This window comes from Herbiconiux sp. A18JL235 (genome assembly GCF_040939305.1).
In the GTDB taxonomy this organism is placed as follows: Bacteria; Actinomycetota; Actinomycetes; order Actinomycetales; family Microbacteriaceae; genus Herbiconiux.
Genome location: NZ_CP162511.1, coordinates 1,531,670 through 1,553,202, shown reverse-complemented (window position 1 = coordinate 1,553,202; position 21,533 = coordinate 1,531,670). Strand labels below are relative to the sequence as shown.

The 21,533-nt window shown below is 71.6% G+C and carries 20 protein-coding genes; 12 read left to right on the top strand and 8 right to left on the bottom strand.

Features of this window, described 5'->3' with window-relative positions:
• Nucleotides 1-122: 122 nt before the first annotated feature.
• Together ABFY20_RS07190 and ABFY20_RS07185 are read right to left on the bottom strand one after the other, a co-directional pair.
• Nucleotides 123-1,649 (bottom strand): 8-oxoguanine deaminase, encoded by a 1,527-nt coding sequence (locus ABFY20_RS07190; protein WP_368499258.1) that lies wholly within the window; start codon nucleotides 1,647-1,649, stop codon nucleotides 123-125.
• Entirely contained in the window at nucleotides 1,646-2,917 is a 1,272-nt protein-coding gene (locus ABFY20_RS07185; protein ID WP_368499257.1) for an XdhC family protein, read from the bottom strand. The genes ABFY20_RS07190 and ABFY20_RS07185 overlap by 4 nt, the downstream gene beginning before the upstream one ends.
• Before the next feature lie 195 nt (nucleotides 2,918-3,112).
• Between ABFY20_RS07185 and ABFY20_RS07180 the strand changes: the two genes are divergently transcribed.
• Nucleotides 3,113-4,420, top strand: a complete 1,308-nt coding sequence (locus ABFY20_RS07180; protein WP_368499256.1) for an amidohydrolase family protein — start codon at nucleotides 3,113-3,115, stop codon at nucleotides 4,418-4,420.
• 207 nt (nucleotides 4,421-4,627) lie between these two features.
• Here ABFY20_RS07180 and ABFY20_RS07175 read toward each other — a convergent pair whose 3' ends face one another.
• Together ABFY20_RS07175 and ABFY20_RS07170 are read right to left on the bottom strand one after the other, a co-directional pair.
• Nucleotides 4,628-5,617 (bottom strand): 2Fe-2S iron-sulfur cluster-binding protein, encoded by a 990-nt coding sequence (locus ABFY20_RS07175; protein ID WP_368499255.1) that lies wholly within the window; start codon nucleotides 5,615-5,617, stop codon nucleotides 4,628-4,630.
• Nucleotides 5,614-6,204, bottom strand: coding sequence for a helix-turn-helix domain-containing protein (locus ABFY20_RS07170; protein WP_368499254.1), 591 nt, complete (start codon nucleotides 6,202-6,204; stop codon nucleotides 5,614-5,616). Before ABFY20_RS07170 ends, ABFY20_RS07175 begins: the two co-directional genes overlap by 4 nt.
• 246 nt (nucleotides 6,205-6,450) lie before the next feature.
• Here ABFY20_RS07170 and ABFY20_RS07165 point away from each other — a divergent pair, with 246 nt between their 5' ends.
• From ABFY20_RS07165 to ABFY20_RS07135, 7 genes are all read left to right on the top strand, one after another.
• The gene (locus tag ABFY20_RS07165; protein WP_368499253.1) at nucleotides 6,451-7,758 is read left to right on the top strand and encodes an amidohydrolase family protein; all 1,308 of its coding nucleotides are present in this window, start codon (nucleotides 6,451-6,453) and stop codon (nucleotides 7,756-7,758) included.
• An 8-nt stretch (nucleotides 7,759-7,766) separates the two neighbouring features.
• Nucleotides 7,767-8,540, top strand: a complete 774-nt coding sequence (locus ABFY20_RS07160; RefSeq protein WP_368499252.1) for an ABC transporter ATP-binding protein — start codon at nucleotides 7,767-7,769, stop codon at nucleotides 8,538-8,540.
• 13 nt (nucleotides 8,541-8,553) lie between these two features.
• Nucleotides 8,554-9,405 (top strand): ABC transporter permease, encoded by an 852-nt coding sequence (locus tag ABFY20_RS07155; RefSeq protein WP_368499251.1) that lies wholly within the window; start codon nucleotides 8,554-8,556, stop codon nucleotides 9,403-9,405.
• Between the two features lie 95 nt (nucleotides 9,406-9,500).
• Nucleotides 9,501-10,676, top strand: coding sequence for an ABC transporter substrate-binding protein (locus tag ABFY20_RS07150; protein ID WP_368499250.1), 1,176 nt, complete (start codon nucleotides 9,501-9,503; stop codon nucleotides 10,674-10,676).
• 176 nt (nucleotides 10,677-10,852) lie between these two features.
• Nucleotides 10,853-12,184 carry an FAD-binding oxidoreductase gene (locus ABFY20_RS07145; protein ID WP_368499249.1) on the top strand — a complete coding sequence of 444 codons (1,332 nt, stop codon included), beginning with the start codon at nucleotides 10,853-10,855 and terminating at the stop codon, nucleotides 12,182-12,184.
• Entirely contained in the window at nucleotides 12,181-13,014 is an 834-nt protein-coding gene (locus tag ABFY20_RS07140) for a creatininase family protein (RefSeq protein WP_368499248.1), read from the top strand. The genes ABFY20_RS07145 and ABFY20_RS07140 overlap by 4 nt, the downstream gene beginning before the upstream one ends.
• Nucleotides 13,011-13,583, top strand: a complete 573-nt coding sequence (locus ABFY20_RS07135) for a pyridoxal 5'-phosphate synthase (RefSeq protein ID WP_368499247.1) — start codon at nucleotides 13,011-13,013, stop codon at nucleotides 13,581-13,583. Before ABFY20_RS07140 ends, ABFY20_RS07135 begins: the two co-directional genes overlap by 4 nt.
• A 74-nt stretch (nucleotides 13,584-13,657) precedes the next feature.
• On the opposite strand, the gene ABFY20_RS07130 is transcribed toward ABFY20_RS07135, so the two are convergent.
• Nucleotides 13,658-15,379 (bottom strand): alpha-keto acid decarboxylase family protein, encoded by a 1,722-nt coding sequence (locus ABFY20_RS07130; RefSeq protein ID WP_368499246.1) that lies wholly within the window; start codon nucleotides 15,377-15,379, stop codon nucleotides 13,658-13,660.
• A complete protein-coding gene (locus tag ABFY20_RS07125; RefSeq protein WP_368499245.1) occupies nucleotides 15,376-16,491 on the bottom strand; it encodes a methylenetetrahydrofolate reductase C-terminal domain-containing protein in 1,116 nt (371 codons plus the stop codon). Before ABFY20_RS07125 ends, ABFY20_RS07130 begins: the two co-directional genes overlap by 4 nt.
• A 157-nt stretch (nucleotides 16,492-16,648) precedes the next feature.
• Here ABFY20_RS07125 and allB point away from each other — a divergent pair, with 157 nt between their 5' ends.
• Entirely contained in the window at nucleotides 16,649-18,046 is a 1,398-nt protein-coding gene (allB, locus tag ABFY20_RS07120; RefSeq protein WP_368499746.1) for an allantoinase AllB, read from the top strand.
• A gap of 127 nt (nucleotides 18,047-18,173) precedes the next feature.
• A complete protein-coding gene (pucL, locus tag ABFY20_RS07115) occupies nucleotides 18,174-19,094 on the top strand; it encodes a factor-independent urate hydroxylase (protein WP_368499244.1) in 921 nt (306 codons plus the stop codon).
• A 130-nt stretch (nucleotides 19,095-19,224) separates the two neighbouring features.
• Here pucL and uraH read toward each other — a convergent pair whose 3' ends face one another.
• Nucleotides 19,225-19,575, bottom strand: coding sequence for a hydroxyisourate hydrolase (uraH, locus tag ABFY20_RS07110; protein WP_368499243.1), 351 nt, complete (start codon nucleotides 19,573-19,575; stop codon nucleotides 19,225-19,227).
• Nucleotides 19,572-20,123, bottom strand: a complete 552-nt coding sequence (locus tag ABFY20_RS07105; protein WP_368499242.1) for a 2-oxo-4-hydroxy-4-carboxy-5-ureidoimidazoline decarboxylase — start codon at nucleotides 20,121-20,123, stop codon at nucleotides 19,572-19,574. Before ABFY20_RS07105 ends, uraH begins: the two co-directional genes overlap by 4 nt.
• Nucleotides 20,124-20,137: 14 nt before the next feature.
• Here ABFY20_RS07105 and ABFY20_RS07100 point away from each other — a divergent pair, with 14 nt between their 5' ends.
• Together ABFY20_RS07100 and ABFY20_RS07095 are read left to right on the top strand one after the other, a co-directional pair.
• Nucleotides 20,138-20,854 carry an NTP transferase domain-containing protein gene (locus tag ABFY20_RS07100; protein ID WP_368499241.1) on the top strand — a complete coding sequence of 239 codons (717 nt, stop codon included), beginning with the start codon at nucleotides 20,138-20,140 and terminating at the stop codon, nucleotides 20,852-20,854.
• 17 nt (nucleotides 20,855-20,871) lie between these two features.
• A complete protein-coding gene (locus ABFY20_RS07095) occupies nucleotides 20,872-21,522 on the top strand; it encodes an NADPH-dependent F420 reductase (RefSeq protein ID WP_368499240.1) in 651 nt (216 codons plus the stop codon).
• Nucleotides 21,523-21,533: the final 11 nt, after the last annotated feature.

Genomic DNA, 21,533 nt, shown 5'->3' with positions numbered 1-21,533 from the left:
GACTGGGGCCTCCGCGCACCTCGGCTCACGCACCTGACCTCCGCTCGACTCGGGCTCCGCGCACCTCCGCCCGCTCGGGCCCTCTCGCACCTCGGCCCGCGCACCTCGGCCCGCCGCGGCCGTCAGCCCCGCAGCACCCCGACTGCGGCGCGAACCTCCCGTGCGATCGCACCCTCGTCGGCGTTCACCAGTGCGCCCTCGCGCACCACCGGCAGCCCGTTCACGAGAAGCAGGTCGAGCGGCGGCATCGCGCCGAGAGTCAGAGCGGCCACCGGGTCGGTGATCCCCGCATGCTCGACGCCGTCGATGCGCCACAGCGCCAGATCGGCGAGCTTGCCCACCTCGATCGACCCGAGCTCGGCCTCGCGCCCCAGCACCCGCGCTCCACCCCGGGTGGCGACGAAGAGCGCGTCGCGCCCGCTCATCGCCTGTGCGCCGCCCCGCAGCCTGTTGGCGAGCACCGCCATGCGCAACTCGGTGCCGAGCTGCCCCGACTCGTTGGACGCCGCGCCGTCGACACCGAGCCCCACCGGGACTCCGGCCCTCAGCAGTTGTGGCACCGGAGCGATCCCCGCCGCAAGCCGCGCGTTCGACGACGGACAGTGCGCGACCCCCGTGCCGGTGGCCGCGAAGCGCGCGATCGCCGCGTCGTCGAGGTGCACGCAGTGCGCCATCCACACGTCGTCGCCCAGCCAGCCGAGCTCGTCGAGGTACTGCGTGGGTGTGCGGCCGAAGCGCTCGAGGCAGTAGGCATCCTCCTCCACCGTCTCCGAGCCGTGGGTGTGGAGCCGCACCGCTTGGTCGAGCGACCGCGCCAGCACGGCCGCCTCGCGGAGCAGCTCGGCGGTCACCGAGAACGGCGAGCAGGGAGCGATCGCGATCTTCACCATCGCCTCGCGGGAGGGGTCGTGGAAGCGCGCCACCGCATCCGCGCTGGCCTGCAGCGCATCGGCCGTGGTCTCGACGGCGAAGTCGGGCGGGAGGCCGCCCTGCGAGGCGCCGAGATCCATCGAGCCCCGGGTGGCATGGAGTCTCAGCCCCAGGGTCGACGCGGCGTCGACGATCGACCCCAGGATGTCGCCCGACCCGCGCGGGAAGACGTAGTGGTGGTCGCCCATCGTGGTGCACCCCGACAGCGCGCCGACGGCGAGGGCACCGAGCGCTCCCGGGCCCACCGTGTCTGCGGTGATGCGCGACCAGGTGGGGTAGAGCGCGGTGAGCCAGTCGAACAGGATGGCGTCTTGCGCGATGCCTCTGGTGAGCCACTGGTACAGGTGGTGGTGGGTGTTGATGAGCCCCGGGGTGAGCAGGTGCCCGCTGCCGTCGACCCGCTCGACGCGGGTGGGAACCGACGCGGCACGGGAGCCGGATGCGCCTCCGGGTTCGGCTGCGCGGCCGGAACCGGATGCGCGGGCGAGCCCGGATGCGTGGCCGGAGTCGGATGCCTGGCTCGCCTCGCCTGCAGTGGCCCACACAGGGGCCGGGCCCGGCCCCACCGCCACGATCTCGGCCCCGTCGACCACGACGTGCCCGCTCTCGAACTCGGTGCCGAACGGGTCGACGGTCGCGACGTGGGCACCCTCGATGACCGTGCGGATGAACGGTGGCGTCAGCGGTGGGGCGTCGACGGGCGAGTGCCCGGCGCTCACCGAGCGACCTCGGCGACCCGCGTCGGTTCGGCGTCGGCGGCCGGCCGGTGGATGGCCCCCGACGTCTCGCGCAACGGGCGCGCGCTCGCACCCGTCTTCACCGCGAGCACCTCGGCGAGGATCGACAGCGCCGTCTCCTCAGGCGACGACGCACCGAGATCGAGACCGATCGGCGAGTGCAAGGCAGCGAGAGCATCCTCCGCCACGCCGCGCTCGCGCAGGGCGCTCAGTCGCCGCTCGTGCGTGCGCCTCGAGCCCATCGCGCCCACGTAGGCGAGGGGAAGCGCGAGCGCCGCCTCGATGAGTGGCACGTCGAACTTGTCGTCGTGGGTGAGGATGCACACGACCGTGCGCTCGTCGATCTCGGCCTCGGCGAGGTAGTCGGTGGGCCAGCGGTTGACCACCTCGGCCGCGGGGAAGCGTTCGGGCGTGGCGAACACGGGGCGGGCGTCGCACACGGTGGTGCGGTATCCGAGCAGCGCCGCCGCGTTCGACAGCGCCACCGAGAAGTCGACCGCCCCGAAGATGATGAGGTGCGGGGGCGGGGCGGAGACGAGCAGCACGGCATCGAGCACCTCGCCCTCGCACTCGATGGCGCGCCGCGACGACAGCCCGGCCCGCACGGCCCCCGAGAGCTCGGCAGCCACCCGCGTGTCGACGTCGAGCAGCGACGCGATGCCCCGCGCCCCCTCACCCCGCGGCGCCTCCGCCCGTGACTCCTTATCCCGCGGCCCCCCGGCCCGCGATTCCTCCACCTGCGGCCCTTCGCCGCGCGACCTCTCGCCGCCCGACCGCTCACCGCCCGACCCCTGGGCGGAGACCACCACACCCGAGTGCGCCCCCACGAGGCGAACCGGGTCGGCGCCGATCAGCACAGCCAGGCCCGCCGCCCGCTTGTCGCGCGCCCGCTCGAGTTCGACCCGGAGGGCGGCATCGACCGCACCAGGCTGCCCTTCGGGCGCGAGCTGCTGAACCCACACGGTGAGCCGTCCACCGCACGCAAGACCGACGGCGAAGGCGTCGTCATCACTGAAGCCGAACTCGCACAGCTCCGGCCGGCCGGATTCCAGCACCCGGCAGCACGCGTCGTAGACGGCACCCTCGACGCAACCGCCCGAGATGCTCCCCATCACCCGCCCGTCGACGGTCACCGCCATCGACGTGCCGAGCGCTCGCGGTGCACTGCCGTCCACGGCGACCACCGTCGCGACCGCGAGCCGCTCCCCCGTCTCGAGAGCGGCGAGGAGGGGGCGGGCCAGCTCGAGCATCCGTTCTCCTCCTGAGTCTGATCGTGCACCCCGCCCCGGGAAGGCCGCGCCGCAGCGCGGGTGCGCGTGCGGGTGCGGGTGCGCGTGACCTCACCCTAACGCCGCCGACCGGGCGCCCTGTAGTCCGCAGCACCACGGTAACGAACCCGTCATCTGCGCAATCAGCCCGACACATGGGCGTGTTAGAACGGCACCATGCTCATCGTGCACGACGCCTTCCGCATCATGATCGACTCGCAGACCGAGACGGGCGGGGATCTCGTCGTGGCGGAGGAGGTGCTGAGCCCCGGCGCCGTCGACCCGGGCGACCTGGCGGCAGCCGAGCGCCTCGACGCCTCGGGCTGCGTGGTCACCCCCGGGCTCGTGAACGCCCATCACCATCTCCTGCAGAGTGCCTTCCGCACGCTCCCTGGCACCCGTGGGGTGCCGATGCACGTCTGGCTCCCCACGATGGCCGCGGCGTATGCCGCTGTCGGCATAGATCCCGAGCTCGCCCGTGTCGCGGCGAGGGTCGGGGTCGCGGAGGGCCTCCTCAACGGCGTCACGACCGTCGCCGACCACCATCTCACCTGGCCCTCGGGACGTGACACGGTGTCCATGGCCCGTGCCACCGCGGGCGCCGCCCGCGAGCTCGGTGGCCGCCTCGCCTTCGTGCGCGGCTCGGCCCGCGACGACCCTGAGGAGGCCGCCGCCTCGGCCGACGCCATTGCCGAGGCGCTGCTTCCGGATGCGGTGGGCGGTGTGAGCGACGATGGCCTGCTGCAGCTGGCGGTCGGCCCGGCCGGCGTGCACAGCGACAGTGAGGCGACGTTCCGGCTGCTCGGCGAGGTCGCGGAGCGACGTGGACTCCGTCGGCGCACGCAGGCCAACGAGCAGGTCGACGTCGCGATCGCCCTGGAGAAGTACGGGCGACGACCGATCGAGCTGCTCGAGGAGTGGGGCTGGATCGCACCCGACGTCACCCTCGCCCACCTCTGCGCCGTGACGGAGCGCGAGATCGAGCTCCTCGCCGCCCAGGGCGTGACCGCGACGCACGCACCCGGATGCGACCTGCCGATGGGCTGGGGCGTCGCCCCCGTCGCCGCCCTGCTCGACGCCGGAGTGCCCGTGGGCCTCGGTACGAGCGGCGGGGGCAGCAACGACGCAGGGCATCTGCTCGCCGACGCACGTCTGGCAATGCAGGTCGCGCCGCTGGCGGGGCGACCCCTCGACGCCCGCACCGTGCTCGGCCTGGCCACCGAGGGCTCGGCGATCGGCCTCGGCCGCAGCGAACTCGGGCATCTTCGCCCCGGTGCCGCCGCCGACCTCTGCGTCTGGGACGTGTCGGGCGTCGCCGATGCCGGTGTCGCCGACCCGGTGGCGGGTCTCCTCTGGGCCTCTCCCGGGAGGCGCCCGAAGCACGTGGTGGTGGCCGGGCGGGTCGTCGTGCGCGACTACCGCCTCGTCGCCGACGACGACCGCGCCATCGCCGCCGAGCTGCGAGCGCTCCTCGACGCCCGCTGACGGAGCCGCACGCCGCACGCCGCACACCGCAGTCCGGCAGCCGCACGCCGCAGGCCGGGAGCCATAGTCCGCAGGCCGGCAGCCGCACGCCGCACGCCGGCAGCCGCACGCCGCAGGCCGGGAGCCGCAGGGCCGCACGCCGCACGCCGCAGGCCGCGCCGCGTACCCGCTCGGGCCGCGGCACGCGCGCACCGCCCGGACCGCGCCCTACAGCTCCAGCACCAGTCTCGGGCAGGCAGCCCGCGACACGCAGATCATCATCACCTCGTTCGCCTCCTGCTCGTCGGGGGTGAGCACCGAGTCACGGTGGTCGACCTCTCCAGACACGACGGGGGTCTCGCAGGTGCCGCAGGTGCCCTCGCGGCACGACGAGAGCACGAGCACCCCGGCCTCCTCCACCACCTCGAGGATGGAGCGGTCGGGCGGTATCTCGATGGTCAGCCCCGAGAGTTCGAGCTCCACCTCGAAAGCCTCGTGCCGCACCGGTTCGGTCATCTCCTTGGCCTCGAAGCGCTCGAGGTGCAGGGTGCCCGACGGCCACGCTGCGGCGGCGGCGACCTGTTCGAGCTCGGCGAGCATCCGTGCCGGGCCGCAGCTGTAGACCGCGACGGGGCGCGACACCGACCCGCCGTCGAGCGACGAGAGGTCGAGTCGCCGGCCGTGCTCGGGCGTGTACACCGAGACCCGCGAGCCGTACGAGGTCACCAGTTCGTCGACGAACGGCATGCGCTCGAGCGAGCGACCCGCGTAGTGCAACTCCCACGACACGCCCGCCGCGGCGACGGCACGCACCATGGGCAGGATCGGCGTGATGCCGATTCCGCCCGCCACGAACACGTAGTGCGGCAGGAGCGGGGTCGAGGCGGGCGGCAGAGAGAGCTCGAAGTGGTTGAGCGGCCCCCGCACCCGGAGCGTCGAGCCCTCGGCGACGTGCGCGTGGAGGTGAAGCGAGCCGCCGCGGCCGTCGGGCTCGCGCAGCACGGCGATCCGATAGACACTGCGGTCTGTGGGGTCGCCGCAGAGCGAGTACTGGCGCTCGACGCCGGGCTGCACCTCGACGTCGAGGTGGGCGCCCGGGGTCCAGGCGGGGAGGGAGGAGCCGTCGGCGGCCCGGAGGGTGAGCAGCACGACGTCGGTCGCCACCACCTCCGCGGCGGTCACGACGGCCTCGATCTCGGTCAGGGTGACACCGGTCATGCGCCGGCCCTCCGCTCTTTCACGATGAACAGGTGGTACTCGCCCTCGCCGAGGGAGCACCAGCGGTGGAGGGTTCCGCCGCGGTAGTGGATGGAGTCGCCCGGCTCCAGCCGGTGCTCCCCCTCGTCGCCCAGATCGACGAGCACGACACCCGCCACCACGTGCAGGAACTCGTCTTCGTCGTGGCGGTAGAACTCGCCGAGCTCACGGTTGTGGCCGCGGAACTCCATCGGCACGAACGACACGTCGCCGTGCACCAGGATGCGCGCCTCACCGCCACCGAACGGCCCCTGCGGCCCTTCGCGCCGGTGCACCACCGACACACGCGAGGCGCCGGCGGGAGGCAGCAGGTCGTCGGTGGCAGCGGCGATGAGCTCGATCTGGCTCGACCCGAGCGCCCGGGCGATGCGTTCGAGCGAGACCATGCTGGGCCTCGCCTGACCCCGCTCGAGCTGACTGAGGAACGGATGCGACAGGCCGGCGAGCCTCGCCAGCTCCACCAGGGTGAGCCCCCTGGCGAGCCGGAACGAGCGGATGCGCGCACCCAACCGCACGGTCTGCTCATCGATGGCGACGCTGGAGGACATGGGTCGGGTACCGCTTTCGACGGGGGCGGGCTCGGGCCGGCGGGAACGGCCGGGGGCCGGGTTCGCGAGGGAACACCACGACAGTAACCACGAAGTCGCTCCCGCGCGAAATCGGCGCGGAACGGAATTTACAGAGGGAAATGTTTGCGTTACGTGATGGAAACGCGCTCTCCGTAGCGTGGCCCGTGTTGAGCCCATCAACATCACCGAGTCGGCCCTGCGCCGCGCAGCAAGGAGGGATGCATCGTGGAGACCCTCCCCGCCCAGCTCGCCGCCATCACGAACGCGACCCTCCCCGACGGCTCGCTGGTCGACGTCGAGATCGCGGGCGACACCGTGGTGTCGGTCTCCCCCGCCTCCTCGGAAGGACGCCGCGACGCCGCCGATCACCCGCGCTCGACAGGGCCGACCCTCGATCTCAGCGGCTTCCTTCTGCTCACCGCTCCCGCCGAGCCGCACGCGCACCTCGACAAGGCGCTCTCCTGGGACCTCATCGACCCGCCCATGGGCGACCTCGGTCTCGCCATCGACTCCTGGAAGCGCTACTCGGCCGGCATGACCGTCGACGACATCGCCGACCGCGCCCGTCGTCAGGCGCTCGCCATGCTGGCCAACGGCACCACCGCGATCCGCTGCCACGTCGACATCCTGCAGGGCGACCAGCCGCTGCGCGGGGTGCAGGCACTGGTGCGGGTGCGCGAGGAGCTGAAGGGCCTCCTCGACCTCGAGCTCACCGCGCTCGCCGGCCCCACGGTTCCCAGCGAGCACGTGCTCGCGGCGCTCGACCTCGGCGTCGACCTCGTGGGCGGCGCTCCGCACCTCGCCGACGACCCGGATGCCGACCTCCGCCGCCTCCTCGACATCGCGACCGATCGCGGCATCGGCGTCGACATGCACACCGACGAGAGCCTCAACGGTGCCCTCACGATGCGCACCCTCGCCGCCGTGGTGCGCGACTGGCCGGCCGAGCGGCCGGTGACCGCAGGGCATTGCGTGCGCCTCGGCACCCTCGAGCGTGCCGAGCTCGCCGAGGTGATCGCCGAGATCGTCGCGAGCGACATCGGCATCGTCACCCTCCCCATCACAAACCTCTACCTGCAGGGCTGGGAGCACCCGGTCGCCACCCCGCGCGGTCTCACCGCGGTGCGGGAGCTCCTCCACGCCGGGGCACGCCTCGCCGCCGGCGCCGACAACGTGCGCGACCCGTTCAATCCCGTCGGCCGCAGTGACGCCCTCGAGACCGCCTCGCTCCTCGTGACCGCCGGTCACCTCACCCTCGACGAGGCCTACACCGCGGTCAGCGACGGGGCGCGCTCAGTCCTGAGCCTGCCGACGGCCGGAGTCGCCGTCGGCGCCAAGGCGGAGCTGCTCGCCGTGCGCGGCGACACCCTCTCCCAGGTGATCGGCGAGGCCTCGGGCGACCGCTACGTCGTGCACGGCGGCCGGCTCGTCGCCCACAGCGAGGTCACCCGCCGCATCGCCCTGCCCGCCCTCGACCCGACGACCGGTCAGCCGACCGTGCCGGCCACCGAATCCCTTCTCGAAACGAGGTGAGAAGCACCATGACCATCGCCCCACCGACAGCCGCGCCTTCCACGAAGACCGACCAGCTGCTGCACTTCGAAGACGTCGCGATGACCTTCCCGAACGGCACCACCGCCCTCTCGGGAGTGGATCTCACCGTCAACCGCGGTGAGTTCGTCACCGTCGTCGGGCCCTCCGGATGCGGCAAGTCGACACTGCTGCGCATCGCGTCGGGTCTCACCCCGGCCACCGAGGGCGTGACCGAGGTCGACACCACCCGCATCGGCTACGTCTTCCAAGACGCCACCCTGCTGCCCTGGCGCGACGTGCAGTCGAACGTGGAACTGCTCGCCGAGCTCAACGGCATCCCGAAGGCCACCCGACGCACGACCGCCGCCGAGGCGATCGAGCTGGTGGGGCTGAAGGGCTTCGAGAAGCACCTGCCGAAGACGCTCTCGGGTGGCATGAAGATGCGCACCTCGCTCGCCCGTTCACTCACGCTCGACCCCGAGCTCTTCCTCTTCGACGAGCCGTTCGGCGCCCTCGACGAGATCACCCGCGAGCGCCTCAACGACGAACTCATCAAGCTGTTCACCGAGCAGCAGTTCGCCGGGCTCTTCATCACCCACTCGGTCTCCGAGGCCGTCTACCTCTCGACGAAGGTCGTCGTCATGTCGGGTCGCCCCGGCAAGATCGTCGACACCTTCCCCGTCGACTTCGCCTTCCCGCGCGACCCCGAGATCCGCTTCACAGCGGAGTTCGCCGAGCTCTGCGGCAAGGTCTCCCACGCCCTCCGAGAAGGCCACCACTAGGAGGCATGACAGCATGACCACCACCCCTCCGGCCCCGCCGAAGAACCGCACGCTGATGCGACCCGCGACCGTGAAGTCGGGGCGCAAGAAGAGCGCCACCTGGGTTCCCCCTCTTCTCGTGGCGCTCGGCATCATCGCCGTCTGGTACCTCGTCTCCTACGTCTTCCTCGACGAGAAGCGCCGCTTCCTGCTGCCGCCGCCGCACGAGATCTTCACCGAGGCGTTCTTCCAGCCCGACGTGTTCGGCGACATCATGATCGCGCTCGGCCGAACGGCGGTCGTCGCGCTGGTGGGCCTCGCCATCGCGATCGTCATCGGCATCGCCTGGGCGGTCGCCATGTCGCAGGCGCGCTGGATCGAACGCTCCACCTTCCCCTACGCCGTCATCCTGCAGTGCATCCCGATCCTCGCGCTGGTTCCGCTCATCGGATTCTGGTTCGGTTTCGACTACCCGGCCCGCATCATCGTCTGCGTCATGATCGCGCTGTTCCCGATGGTGTCGAACACCCTGTTCGGGTTGCAGTCGGTCGACAAGGGTCAGCGCGAGCTGTTCCAGCTGCAGAAGGCGTCGCGGTGGACTGTTCTCACGAAGCTCGAGTTCCCCGCTGCCCTTCCCGCCATCTTCGCCGGGATGCGCATCTCGGCGGGCCTCGCGGTGGTCGGCGCGATCGTCGGCGACTACTTCTTCCGTCGCGGTGAGCCGGGCCTCGGCTCGCTCATCTCGAACTACCAGTCCCGCGTTCAGTCGGCCGAGCTGTTCGCCGCGATCATCACCGCGAGCCTGTTCGGAGTCGTCATCTTCGCCTTCTTCGGCTGGCTCGGCAAGCGCGTCGTCGGCAAATGGTACGACTTCAGCGCGAGCTGACAGTAGGCACCGAGCGCCAGCTGACCTTTTCCCATCCGCACCACAGCAGCATCCCTTCCGCATCACCCCTGCATCACAGAACCCAAGGAGTAGCCATGCGCAGCACCCGATCCCGGCTCGCCATCGCCGTCGGTCTCACCGCGGTCACCGCGGTCGCCCTCACCGCCTGTTCCAGCGGCTCGTCGGCGACCGACTCGACCCCGTCGGCCGACCTCACCATCGGCTCCACCGACCTCGCCGCGGCGGGCTGCCCGGCGAAGGTCGTCATCCAGACCGACTGGAACCCCGAGGCCGAGCACGGCCACCTCTATCAGATGCTCGGCGACGACTACACCGTCGACGCCGACAACAAGCTGGTCTCAGGCCCGCTCATGTCGAGTGGCGAGTACACCGGTGTCGACGTCGAGATCCGCTCGGGCGGCCCCGCCATCGGCTTCCAGACGGTGACCAGCCAGATGTACACCGACCCCGACATCCTGCTCGGTTACGTCTCCACCGACGAGTCGATCCAGCTCTCGTCCGAGATGCCGACCACCGCCGTGTTCGCACCGCTCGACATCAGCCCGCTGATGATCATGTGGGACCCGGAGACCCACCCCGACGCCAAGACCGTGCAGGACATCGTCGCCGACGGCGCCGTCATCCGCTACTTCGGAGGCTCCGCCTACATGGAGTACCTGATGGCCGCGGGCATCGTCCCGGAGGCCCAGGCCGACGGCTCCTACGACGGCACCCCCGCCTCGTTCATCGCGTCGGCCGGCAAGGACGCTCAGCAGGGCTTCGCCTCGGCCGAACCGTACATCTACGAGAACGAGGTCGAGTCGTGGATGAAGCCGGTCGCGTACCAGCTCATCAACGACACCGGCTACCCCTTCTACATGTCGGCGATGGCCACCCGCGCCGATGACCTCGAGGCCAACAGCGAGTGCTTCAAGGCCCTGGTGCCGGTGCTGCAGCAGGCCGAGGTCGACTACTTCGCCGACCCGGCCAAGACGAACGCGCTCATCCTCGACCTGGTCGACCAGTTCGACACCGGCTGGGTGTACTCGCAGGGCGTCGCCGACTACTCGGTGAAGACCATGATCGACGAGGGCATCGTCGGCAACGGCGAGAACGACACGCTCGGTGACTTCGACGAGGCTCGCGTCTCGGAGCTGCTCGAGAAGACCACTCCGGTCTTCACCGACCTCGGCACCGCGCCGGCCGACGGTCTCACCACCGCCGACCTCTACACCAACGAGTTCATCGACACCTCGATCGGCCTCAAGTAGCACCCGGGGGCGGTCTGCGGCGTGGGAACTCCCCGCCGCAGGCCGCCCCGCTCCGTCTGCACCGCATCCGCACCGCCCGCACCGCACCGCACCCTCCGCATCCGCACCGCCCGCACCGCCCCCACCGCATCCGCACCGCCCGCACCGCCCGCTCCGCTCGCAAAGGACCGCCGACCATGACCGCCACCGCCGAACAGATCATCGCCCTCGCCGACGAGCTCGTCGCCCTCCTCGGCCCGCGCGGCGTCACCACCGAACTGCGCGGCCGCGAGAAGGCGTCGCTCGACGGCGCCAAGATGTCCCCCATCCTGAGCGAGCAGCTGCCCCTCGGCCTCGCCGACATCGTCGCCTTCCCGGCGAGCGCCGAGCAGATCGCCGAGACCGTCGCCGCCGCCGTGCGACACGGCGTCGCCGTCACCCCCCGCGGCAAGGGCACCGGAAACTACGGGCAGGCCATCCCGATGCGGGGCGGCCTCGTGCTCGACATGTCGAAGGCCCGCGCCATCGTCGAGGTGGGCGACGGCTACCTCACCGCCGAGGCCGGTACCCCCATGATCACCATCGAGCAGGCCGCCCGCGAGGCCGGCCAGCAGATCCTCATGTACCCCTCCACCGCCCAGTCGAGCCTCGGCGGGTTCCTCTCGGGAGGCTCGGGCGGCACCGGTTCGATCAAGCACGGCAGCAACATGAGCGGCGACTACGTGCTCGGTCTCGACGTGGTCTACGCCTCCCCCGTCGCCGAGCTCGTGCACGTGGAGGGCGAGGAGGCCCAGCCCTACGTGCACACCTACGGCACCGCGGGCATCATCGCGCGCGCCACCATCGCTCTCGAGCCTCTGCAGGAGTGGGTCGGGTTCTACGCGAGCTTCCCGGCCTTCGAAGACGCGACCGGCATCATCCGCCAGATCGGCTGGCTCGAGCCCACCCCGCGGCTCGTCTCGGCCGACCTGCCCACCATCGCCAACGCCCTTCCCGCCGACCCCGCCATCCCCCGCGACCGTGCGTCGCTCCGCGCCATCCTCGACCCTTCCACCGTCGCCGCGGCCACCGCGCTCGTCGAGGGTGCGGGCGGTCGTGTCGAGGAGGTGCGCGAGGGGCCGCAAGCCACGGTCAAGATCTCGATGCTGAGCTACAACCACCCCATCGAGTGGCTGCAGAAGTCATCGGTCGAGACCTACTTCCATGTGGAGGTCTCGGGTGCCGCCCTCGTCGAACGGCTCGACGAGGTGCATCAGGCCTACCCTGGGGCCATGCTGCACATCGAGGCCCAGCGCGACCACCCCATCGGCATGCTCGCCGCGCCCTACGTGAGCGCCGAGGAGGTGTACGCCGGGTTCGAGCGCCTCACCGCGATCGACGTGGGTTACCACAGCCCGCACCAGTGGTTCGTCGACTGGAACGTCGAGCGCACCCGTGAGCTCGCCGGCACCACCGACCCCGACGGGCTTCTCAACCCGGGCAAGCTCCCGGCACCCGGCACCGTCACCACCGCGGGAAAGAAGGCATGAACGCCGTGACCTCCACCCGCAAGCTCGCCGAGCTCTCCGGCAACGCCGCGGCGGCGGCCCTCGGCCCCGACTCCGTCGTCGTGCTGCCCACGGGGGCGATCGAGTACCACGGGCCGCATCTGCCGCTCATGACCGACTACCTCATCGCCGACAGCGTCGCGAACGCCGCGGTCGACGCCGCTGCCGCGAAGGGCCTCGACGTGTGGATCCTCCCCACGATCGCCTACACCAAGTCCGACGAGCACCACTGGGCCCCCGGCACGATGTGGATCAGCTGGGACACCCTCATGCAGACCGTCGTCGAGCTCGGCAGCTCGCTCGCCGCCACCCCGGCGAAGAAGCTCGTGTTCTTCAACGGCCACGGCGGCAATCTCGCGCTGCTGCAGGTGGCGTGCCGGGAGCTCCGCCGCCGCTTCGGGCTGCAGACCTTCCTCATGGGCGCCACCGTGCCTCCCGGCGACCACGACGGCCCCGAAGAGCTCGGTCTCGGCATCCACGCCGGTCACGCCGAGACCTCGCTCGTGCAGCATCTGCGCCCCGAGCTCGTCGACCTCTCCGTCGCCGAGCCGAGCGTTCCCGCGCACCTCGCCGAGTACGAGCACATCGGCTTCCGCAAGCGGGTGACCTTCGGCTGGCTGTCGAACGACTTCGCCACGAACGGCACCCTCGGCGACCCGACCGGCGCGAACGCCGCCTACGGCGCAGAGCTGTTCGACAGGTCGGTGACGGATGCGGTGGCCGCCTTCGCCGAGATCGCACGGTTCGACGCGGCCGGCGGTGCGGGCGGCGGCATGGCCGGCGGTGCGACGCCCGCCGGAGCCTCCTCGTGAGCCTTCCCGCGTCGGCTGCCGCGCTGCTAACCGAGTGGCTGCCGAGCAACGACGACCCGGTCAGACCCCTCATGACCCTCGGCACCATCGACCCGTCCGGGTATCCGGATGCGCGCTCGGTGCTCCTGTCGGAATACGACGACACCGGGTTCTTTTTCCACACCGACTCGCGCTCGCGCAAGGTGCGCGACGTGACGGAGACCCCGCGGGCGGTGCTGACGCTGGTGTGGCCCGGTCGACAACTGGTGGTGCAGGGTGACGTGAGTCCCGCATCCGCCGACGAGCTCGACCGGGCGTACGCGCACCGCTCGCGCTACCTCCAGCTGCTGGCCTGGCTCAACACCCCCGAGCTCGCGATGCTCGACCACGAGGAGCGCCTCGCGCGCTGGGCAGCGTTCGCGGCCGAGCACCCGGAGGGCACGCTGAGCGCCCCCGAGACCTGGGCGGGCTTCGTCGTGGAGCCCGTGCGGCTGACGTTCTGGCACGGCGACCCCGACACCGCGTCGCGGCGGGTGGAGTTCGCGCGCGCCGCGAACGGGGAGTGGGCGGAGTCGATCCTCCCCGGCTGAGGCACACGCGCCGACGCGGCGTCGTCGAGGGGTCTGCTCCGGTGCACCGTCGGCCCGCGACGCGGCACGTCTCGTCAGCGCGCGGCTGCCGCCTTCGCGGCGGCGGCGATCGCGTCGGTGAGCACCGTGAGCAGGCGCGGAGAGTCGAGCTTCGGCAGCACGACCTCCACCAGCACGGCCTTGTCGTCGGCCGAGTGGGCGAGCGAGAGCGCTGCGGCGAGTTCGTCTTCGGTTCGTGCGGTCGTGGTGAGCACCCGGTCGCCCGCGCCGAGGGCTGCGGGGATGAGGGTCCAGTCCCACGACGTGATGTCCTGATAGACCGCCGACGGGCTCTGGATCTTGCGCTCCACCGTGTACCCGTCGTTGTTGAGCAGGAAGATAACCGGCGTGAAGCCGCGGTGGAGGATGGTGGCGAGCTCCTGCACCGTGAGCTGGGCCGCCCCGTCGCCCACGAAGAGCACGGCCCGGTGGCCCGGTGCGGCGACGCAGGCGCCGAGGGTCGCCGGCACGGTGTAGCCGATCGCCGACCACACCGGCTGGCCGAGCAGCGCCGAGTCGTCGGGCAGCACGAGGTCGAGGGCGCCGTAGAACGAGGTGCCGGCGTCGGCGATCACCGTCGTCCCCGGACGCAGCCAGTTCTGCACGGCACCCCAGAAGTGCTCCTGGCTGAGCGCCTTGCCGGCCACCGGGGCATCGGCGTCGGGAACGGGCGGATGCCCGACCGGCACCACGGCCTCCCGCTCGAAGCGGCCGAGCACCTCGTGCAGCGCCGCGAGCGAGTCGGTGAGCCGCACGCCGTAGAAGGTGGTGTCGGCGATGCGCGCCGAGGTGAGTCCGAGCTCCACCGCCTGCTGCTCGTCGAAGCGCTGGGTGAAGAAGCCGGTGAGGAAGTCGCTCATCACCGTTCCGGCGAGCACGAGCAGCGGCGCCTGGTCGACGGCGTCGCGGGCCTCCTCGATGCGGGTGAAGGCTCCCATGTAGGTGCCGAGTGAGGCGGGGTGCGACTCGTCGAGCACCGCCTTCGACATGTTCTGCGACGCCACGTACACCCCGTCGTGGTCGGCGATGCTGCGGATGAGCGGCTCCTGCGAGGTGCGGTGCACCTGGGGCCCGACGAGCAGCGTCACGCGCGGATGCTCGGAGACGGCCTCCTCGAGGGCTGCGGTGAAGCGGGCGAGCTCCCCCGCATCCGAGGTCGCGGCCACGAGAGGCGACCGCAGGTTGGCCGAGGGCACCGGTGCGACGGCGACGTCGGCGGGGATGCCGAGGTAGACCGGCTTCGACTCGCGGAGCGCCGTCATGAGCGCGGCGTCGATGTCGCGCGTCGCTGTCGTCGCCTTCACGATGGTGGCGGAGGCGGTGACCTCGCGGTAGGCCCGGTAGAAGTGGTCGTAGTCGCCGTCGATGAGAGTGTGGTGCAGGTGCAGTCCTGCGGCGCGGGCCGTGGTGGAGGGCATGCCCGTGATCTTGACGACGGGGACGTCTTCGGAGAAGCTGCCGGCCACCCCGTTGATCGCCGAGAGCTCGCCCACGCCGAAAGTGGTGACGAGGGCGCCGATGCCCCGTCGCAGGCGGGCGTAGCCGTCGGCGGCATAGGCGGCGTTGAGCTCGTTCGTGGAGCCCACCCAGGTGAACCCGTCGACCGTCACCATCTGATCGAGAAGGCTGAGGTTGAAGTCGCCGGGGAGGCCGAACACGTGGTCGGCGCCGAGCTGCACGAGGCGGGTGGCGAGGTACTGGCCGACTGTGACGACCGCGGGGTGGGAGCTTGTTCCGGATTGTGTCTGGTCACTCATGGTGTCAGCTTAGGGCTCGCCGCTCGGCCGTCGGGGCGGCCGAGCTGCAGCCGGTCGGCGACCTCGGCGAGCGCCGCGGCGAACTCGCGCTCCTTGCCGTCGGCGGCCCCGCCGGAGAGGTTCACCCCGACGACTCCGTCGAGGGCGAGCAGCTGCTCGCTGAGGGCGAGAGCGGCATCGATCCCGGCGCGGCGAGGATCGGCAGCGGCCAGGATGCCGTCGAGATACCCCTCGGGGAGCACGAGGGTGGTGAACGAACGGAGCAGGGTCGCACTGCCGTGGTCGACCACCATCGGGACGCACGCGATGAAGCCTGGGGCGGCACCCGCATCCCAGCTTTCGGCGATGAAGCGGCGCACGGGCTCCGCTCCCCCGGCGTGATTCACGAAGCAGAGGTCTGCCCCCGCCCGCACCTTCTCGGCGAGACGGGCGGCACGGCGGTCGTGCGGCGGAGTCGTCGGGGACTCGCCCACCGAGACGAGATGGCCGGCCCGCCGCGCGAGCGCGGCGGCCCTGGTGGAGTCGAGGTCGAAGACGGGCAGCGCGTCGGGGCGGTCTCCGGTGAGGGTGTGGTCACCGGTCACGCAGTGCACGGCGGCGACGCCCACCTCGGAGAGGCCGGCGAGTTCGCTCTCGAGCGCGACGCGGTTGCGGTCGCGGCAGTTGAGGCCGGTCCACACGGCGAGCCTGCGCTGCTGGATGAGGTGGGCCCGGTAGGCGGGCGGGAACTGCACGCGGCTGCGGCCGGAGTCGCCGGCGAGGGCGGCGTCGACGCGGCCGGCGAGAGTGTCGGCGCACTCCTCGAGGGATGCCAGGTCGAGGGCACGGCCCGGGAAGTCGGCGACGACGATCTGGCGGGTGGCGAGGAGGGCGCGCATCGCTCGCGCGCCCGAGGAGCCCGGCGCAGTCGGCGCGCCCGTCGCGCCCGGCGCGTCCCTCGCAAGGCGGTCGTCGTCACCCTCGCCGCCACCCCGCCAGCGCACGGTGGGGAGGTCGAGGAACACGCAGCGGAACTCGCCCACCTCGCAGCTGCCGTCGAAGTCGACGCCCCCGCAGGGGCCGTACTCCATGTGCTTCGGGCAGGCCTCCCGCAGCTCGGGCGTCGCGTTCATGCGGTCATGCTAGCCAGCTGCTGTGACGGGGGTGTTTCAGCGGGCGCATCCGCCGCGTTTCAACGTCACGGCGCTGTCGGAGGGTCGCCCTAAGGTGGTGGGAGCATCAGCCGTGAGGCACCGGCCCGGGCAGGTGCGCGACAGCGAGGAGTCACCGATGAGCAACCCCTACGACCTGGTCGTGCGCGCCGAGTCGGTCTTCGTCGACGGGGAGTGGCGGGCGGCCGCCGTCGCCGTGCGCGACGGCGTTGTCGCGGCGATCGCCGAGTACGACGAGGAGATCCCGGCGCACCAGGTGGCCACCCTGCCCGAGGGGCAGGTGCTCGTGCCGGGGATCGTCGACACGCACGTTCACGTCAACGAGCCGGGCCGCACCGAGTGGGAGGGCTTCGACACGGGCACGCGGGCCGCCGCCGCGGGCGGGGTCACCACCATCGTCGACATGCCGCTCAACAGCATCCCGCCCACCACCACCGTCGAGGCGCTCGAGCTCAAGCGCGCGGCCGCGGCGCCGCAGGCACGGGTCGACGTGGGGTTCTGGGGCGGCGCGATCCCCTCGAGCCTCGGCGCCCTCGAGCCGCTCTGGAACGAGGGGGTGTTCGGGTTCAAGTGCTTCCTCTCCCCCTCGGGGGTCGACGAGTTCCCGCACCTCGACACCGAGCAGCTGAACGCCGCTCTCGCCGAGATCGCGGGCTTCGGCGGGCTGCTCATCGTGCACGCCGAAGACCCCGACGTGCTCGACGCCGCCTCCTCGGCGTCGCACGGTGGCCCCGGCTACCTCGACTTCGTCGCCTCGCGACCCGACCTCTCCGAGGAGGATGCGATCGCCCACGTCATCGCGGGCGTGCGGGCGACGGGTGCCAGGGCGCACATCCTGCACCTCTCGAGCGCCCGTGCCCTCGACGCCCTGCGCGCTGCCAAGGCGGAGGGGCTGCCCCTCACCGCCGAGACCTGCCCGCACTACCTGAGCTTCTCGGCCGAGCACATCCCCGACGGGGCCACGCAGTACAAGTGCTGCCCACCCATCCGCGACGAGGCCAACCGCGACCTGCTCTGGGAGGGCCTCCTCGACGGCACCATCGACCTCATCGCGAGCGACCACTCCCCCTCCACCGCCGAGCTCAAGTTCGCGGGCTCGGGTGACTTCGCCGAGGCCTGGGGCGGCATCTCGGGGCTGCAGCTGTCGTTCCCCGCGGTGTGGACGGCGGCGCGCGAACGCGGCATCCCGCTCGAGCGCGTGCTGGGGTGGATGGCCGTGAACACGGCGGCGCTCGTAGGGCTGGGCACGAAGGGCGCCATCGCGGTCGGCGGCGACGCCGACCTCGTCGCCTTCGCCCCCGAGGAGACCTTCGTGGTCTCGGCCGAGGAGCTCGAGCACAAGAACAAGGTGTCGGCCTACGACGGCAGCACCCTGCACGGAGTGGTGCACACCACCTGGCTCGCGGGCGAGGTCGTCCACGTCGTGGGCGACCGCCCGGGGGCGCCCGAGCGGGTGCCGAGCGGCAGGCTGCTCACCCGCCCCGGTGCGGGGCCCGAGGCCCGTTCCACCGAGTGAGCCCCCTTGTAAACAGATCGTAAAATCAGGCGGCGGCCCCGCGCATCCGTTCTCCGGCGACCGGCGCAGGCGCAAGACTTGAGGCGCGCACCACTCATGCGACCCGGTGCGCAGTGAGCAGGAGAGCATGTCGATCGTCCTCGGACCGCACCAGTACGGCAAGGCGGAGAACCGCATCGTGAGGGTGTACCGCGACACGGCGCGGCACGAGATCCACGACGTGAACGTCTCGACCGCGCTGCGCGGAGCCTTCGACGCGGCCCACCTCGTCGGCGACCAGAGCGCCGTGCTTCCCACCGACACGCAGAAGCAGACCGCCTACTCCTACGCCAAGGAGAAGGGGCTCACCTCGATCGAGAGCTACGGACTGGTGCTCGGCACCCACTTCGTCGACGACGTCGAGCCCGTCTCGGGCGCCCGCATCGAGATCGAGGAGTACGCCTGGGAGCGCGCCGTCGTCGACGGGGTCGAGCACGACCACGCCTTCGTGCGCAAGGGCCAGGAGGTGCGCACCGCCGCCATCACCGTGGAGGGCAAGGGCGCCGAGCAGAAGACCTGGGTGATCGGCGGCCTCAAAGAGCTCGTGCTGCTGAAGACCACGGGTTCGGAGTTCAAAGACTTCCTCGAGAACTCCTACACCCGGCTGCAGCCCACGACCGACCGCATCATGGCGACCTCGCTGGTGGCGAAGTGGCGCTTCTTCGAGCCCGCCGAGGGGTGGGGGTCGATCGACTGGGAGGCCACCTACACCGGCATCAAGCAGACCATGGTGAGCGTGTTCGCCACCCTGCATTCGCTCGCGCTGCAGCAGACCCTGTACGAGATGGGCAAGGCGGTGCTGGAGGCGTACCCGTTCCTCGCCGAGATCCGTCTGTCGGCACCCAACAAGCACCACTTCCTCTACGACCTGTCGCCGTTCGGGGTCGAGAACGACAACGAGGTGTTCCACGCCGACGACCGGCCCTACGGCCTCATCCAGGCCTCGGTACTCCGCGACGACGCGCCCCCAGCCGGCCCCGCCTGGGACATCGCCGGCGGCTTCGCGTAGCCGACCGACGGTCGGGCCATCCGACCCGGACGTTCTCGCCCACTTCTGCCCTCGCCGCGACGTTCTCGCGTACAAAGTCCGTGAAGACCTCGGTTATCACGGACTTTGTGCGGGAGAACGCCGGCGGAGGTCAGCTCCCGCGGTAGGTCGAGTAGGCGAAGGGGCTGAGCAGCAGCGGCACGTGGTAGTGCGCGGCGGGGTCGGTGAGCTCGAACACGATCTGCACCTCGGGGTAGAACGCGCGGATCTCCTGCTCGTGGAAGTACACGCTCGTGTCGAAGCTGAGACGGTAGCGCCCGGCAGGCAGCTCGGTGGGGCCGAGCGCGGTGGCCCGCCCGTCGGCGTCGGTCTCGGCCGAGGCGATCATCACCCAGTTGCAGAGGTCGTCGTGCTCGAGCCGCACCGGCACGCCGGCGGCCGGCAGCCCGATCCCTGAGTCGAGCACGTGCGTGGTGACCTTGCTGCGGACATGGGCGTTCATGCGTCTCCTTCGGCACGAGGCGAGGTTCCGGATGCGGCGGTCGCAGCGGTTCCGGATGCTGCGGTGGGCGGGTAGAGCGACGCGAGGCGCAGGAGGGTGATGTCGTGAAGCTCGGAGGCCACCGTCGCCGCCTCGGCGGCGTCGTCGAGCACGAGCCGGCGGGTGAGCTCGGCGAGGATCTCGGCCCGCCCACGCCCGGCCGCCCTGACGAGGAACACGCGGTCGAAGCGCCGTTCATAGGCGGCGTTGCCGTCGGCGATCGCTTGGGCGAGGCCCGCATCCGAGGCCTCGGCCGACGACTGCTCCGAGCGGCTGAAGCGCTGCGACTGCCCGTCGCCGGCGGCCCGCTCGCCGATGCGCGGGTGGTGGGCGAGCGCCGCGTCGACCTCGGCCGGCGTGAGCGTGCGGGCCACGGCGTCGGCGGTGGCGAGCAGTTCGTCGTTCGTCGCGAAGGGCGCGGCGCCGGCGACCTCGGCGACGAAGCGCTCGACCCCCAGGCACGACCTCAGCGCTTCGCGCAACTCCCCCGAATCCACGACTCCCGTCATACCCCGAGTTTACGATGAGCACCATGCACGCGGATGCCACCGACCCCGGTTCGGGGCCTGCCCCGAGCCCACCGGTCCGGTCGGGCGTGCGGGCGACCGGCGTGCTGCTCGCGGCGGGCGCCGGCACGCGCATGGGCCGGCCGAAGGCCCTCGTCTCCGATCCACTCACGGGTGAGCCGTGGCTGCTGCGCGGCATCCGCGCCCTCGTTGACGGCGGCTGCTCCGCCGTCGTCGTGGTGCTGGGCGCGCGAGCCACCGAGGCGCGTGAGCTGCTTGCCACCACAGTGGGTGGCTCCCCCGCCGGAGGCATCCGTGTCGCCCCATCCACGACGACGATCACGGTCATCGAAGCGCCCGACTGGCACGACGGCCTCTCCGCCTCCCTGAGGGCCGGGCTCTCCTCCCTCGACCCCACCACCATCGACGCCGCCCTCATCACCCTCGTCGACCTCCCCCGGCTGCCCGCCGCATCCGTGGCTCGGCTGCTCGACGTCGCGTCACCGCGCACCGCCCTGCGGCAGGCGGTCTACGACGGCCGCCCCGGGCATCCGGTGCTCATCGGGGCCGATCACCTCGCAGCGCTCGGCGCGTCGCTCGGCGGAGACCGGGGCGCCCGCTCCTACCTGCGCGCGCACGGCGCCGAAGAGGTCGACTGCACCGACCTCGGGGGCGGCGACGACGTCGACGGACCCCGGCGAGCACTCCGAGAATCGGGAACACACAGCCCCTGACGCGGGTTGGCGTCTGCATGACCGCAACAGGACTCACCACCATCGGATTCATCGGCTCGGGCAACATCGGGGGCCAGCTCGCGCGACTCGCCGTCGCTCACGGCTACTCGGTCGTGCTCAGCAACTCGCGTGGGCCCGAGACGCTCGCCGACCTCATCGCCGAGCTCGGGCCCCAGGCCACGGCGGGCACACCGGAGGAGGCGGCGACGGCGGGCGAGCTCGTCGTCGTGACCGTGCCGCTCAAAGCCTACGAGCAGGTGCCCGTGGCGCCCCTCGAGGGCAAGATCGTGATCGACACGAACAACTACTACTTCGAGCGCGACGGGCACCTGCCGGTGCTCGATGCCGGAGAGGCCACCGTGTCGGGTCTGCTGCAAGCCCACCTGCCCGGCTCGACCGTCGTGAAGGCGTTCAACAACATCATGGCCGCCGACCTCACCACCACCGGATCGGCGACCGGAACGCCCGACCGCCGCGGCCTGCCGATCGCCGGCGACGACGCCGCGGCCAAGCAGCTGGTGGCCACACTGCTCGACGAGTTCGGCTTCGACGCCGTCGACGCCGGCACCCTCGACGAGAGCTGGCGCTTCGAGCGCGACCGCCCCGCCTACGTGGTGCGGATGACCGCGGCCGAGATCCCCGGCAAGCTCGCCGGGGCCGTGCGGTAGCACGGGTCCCG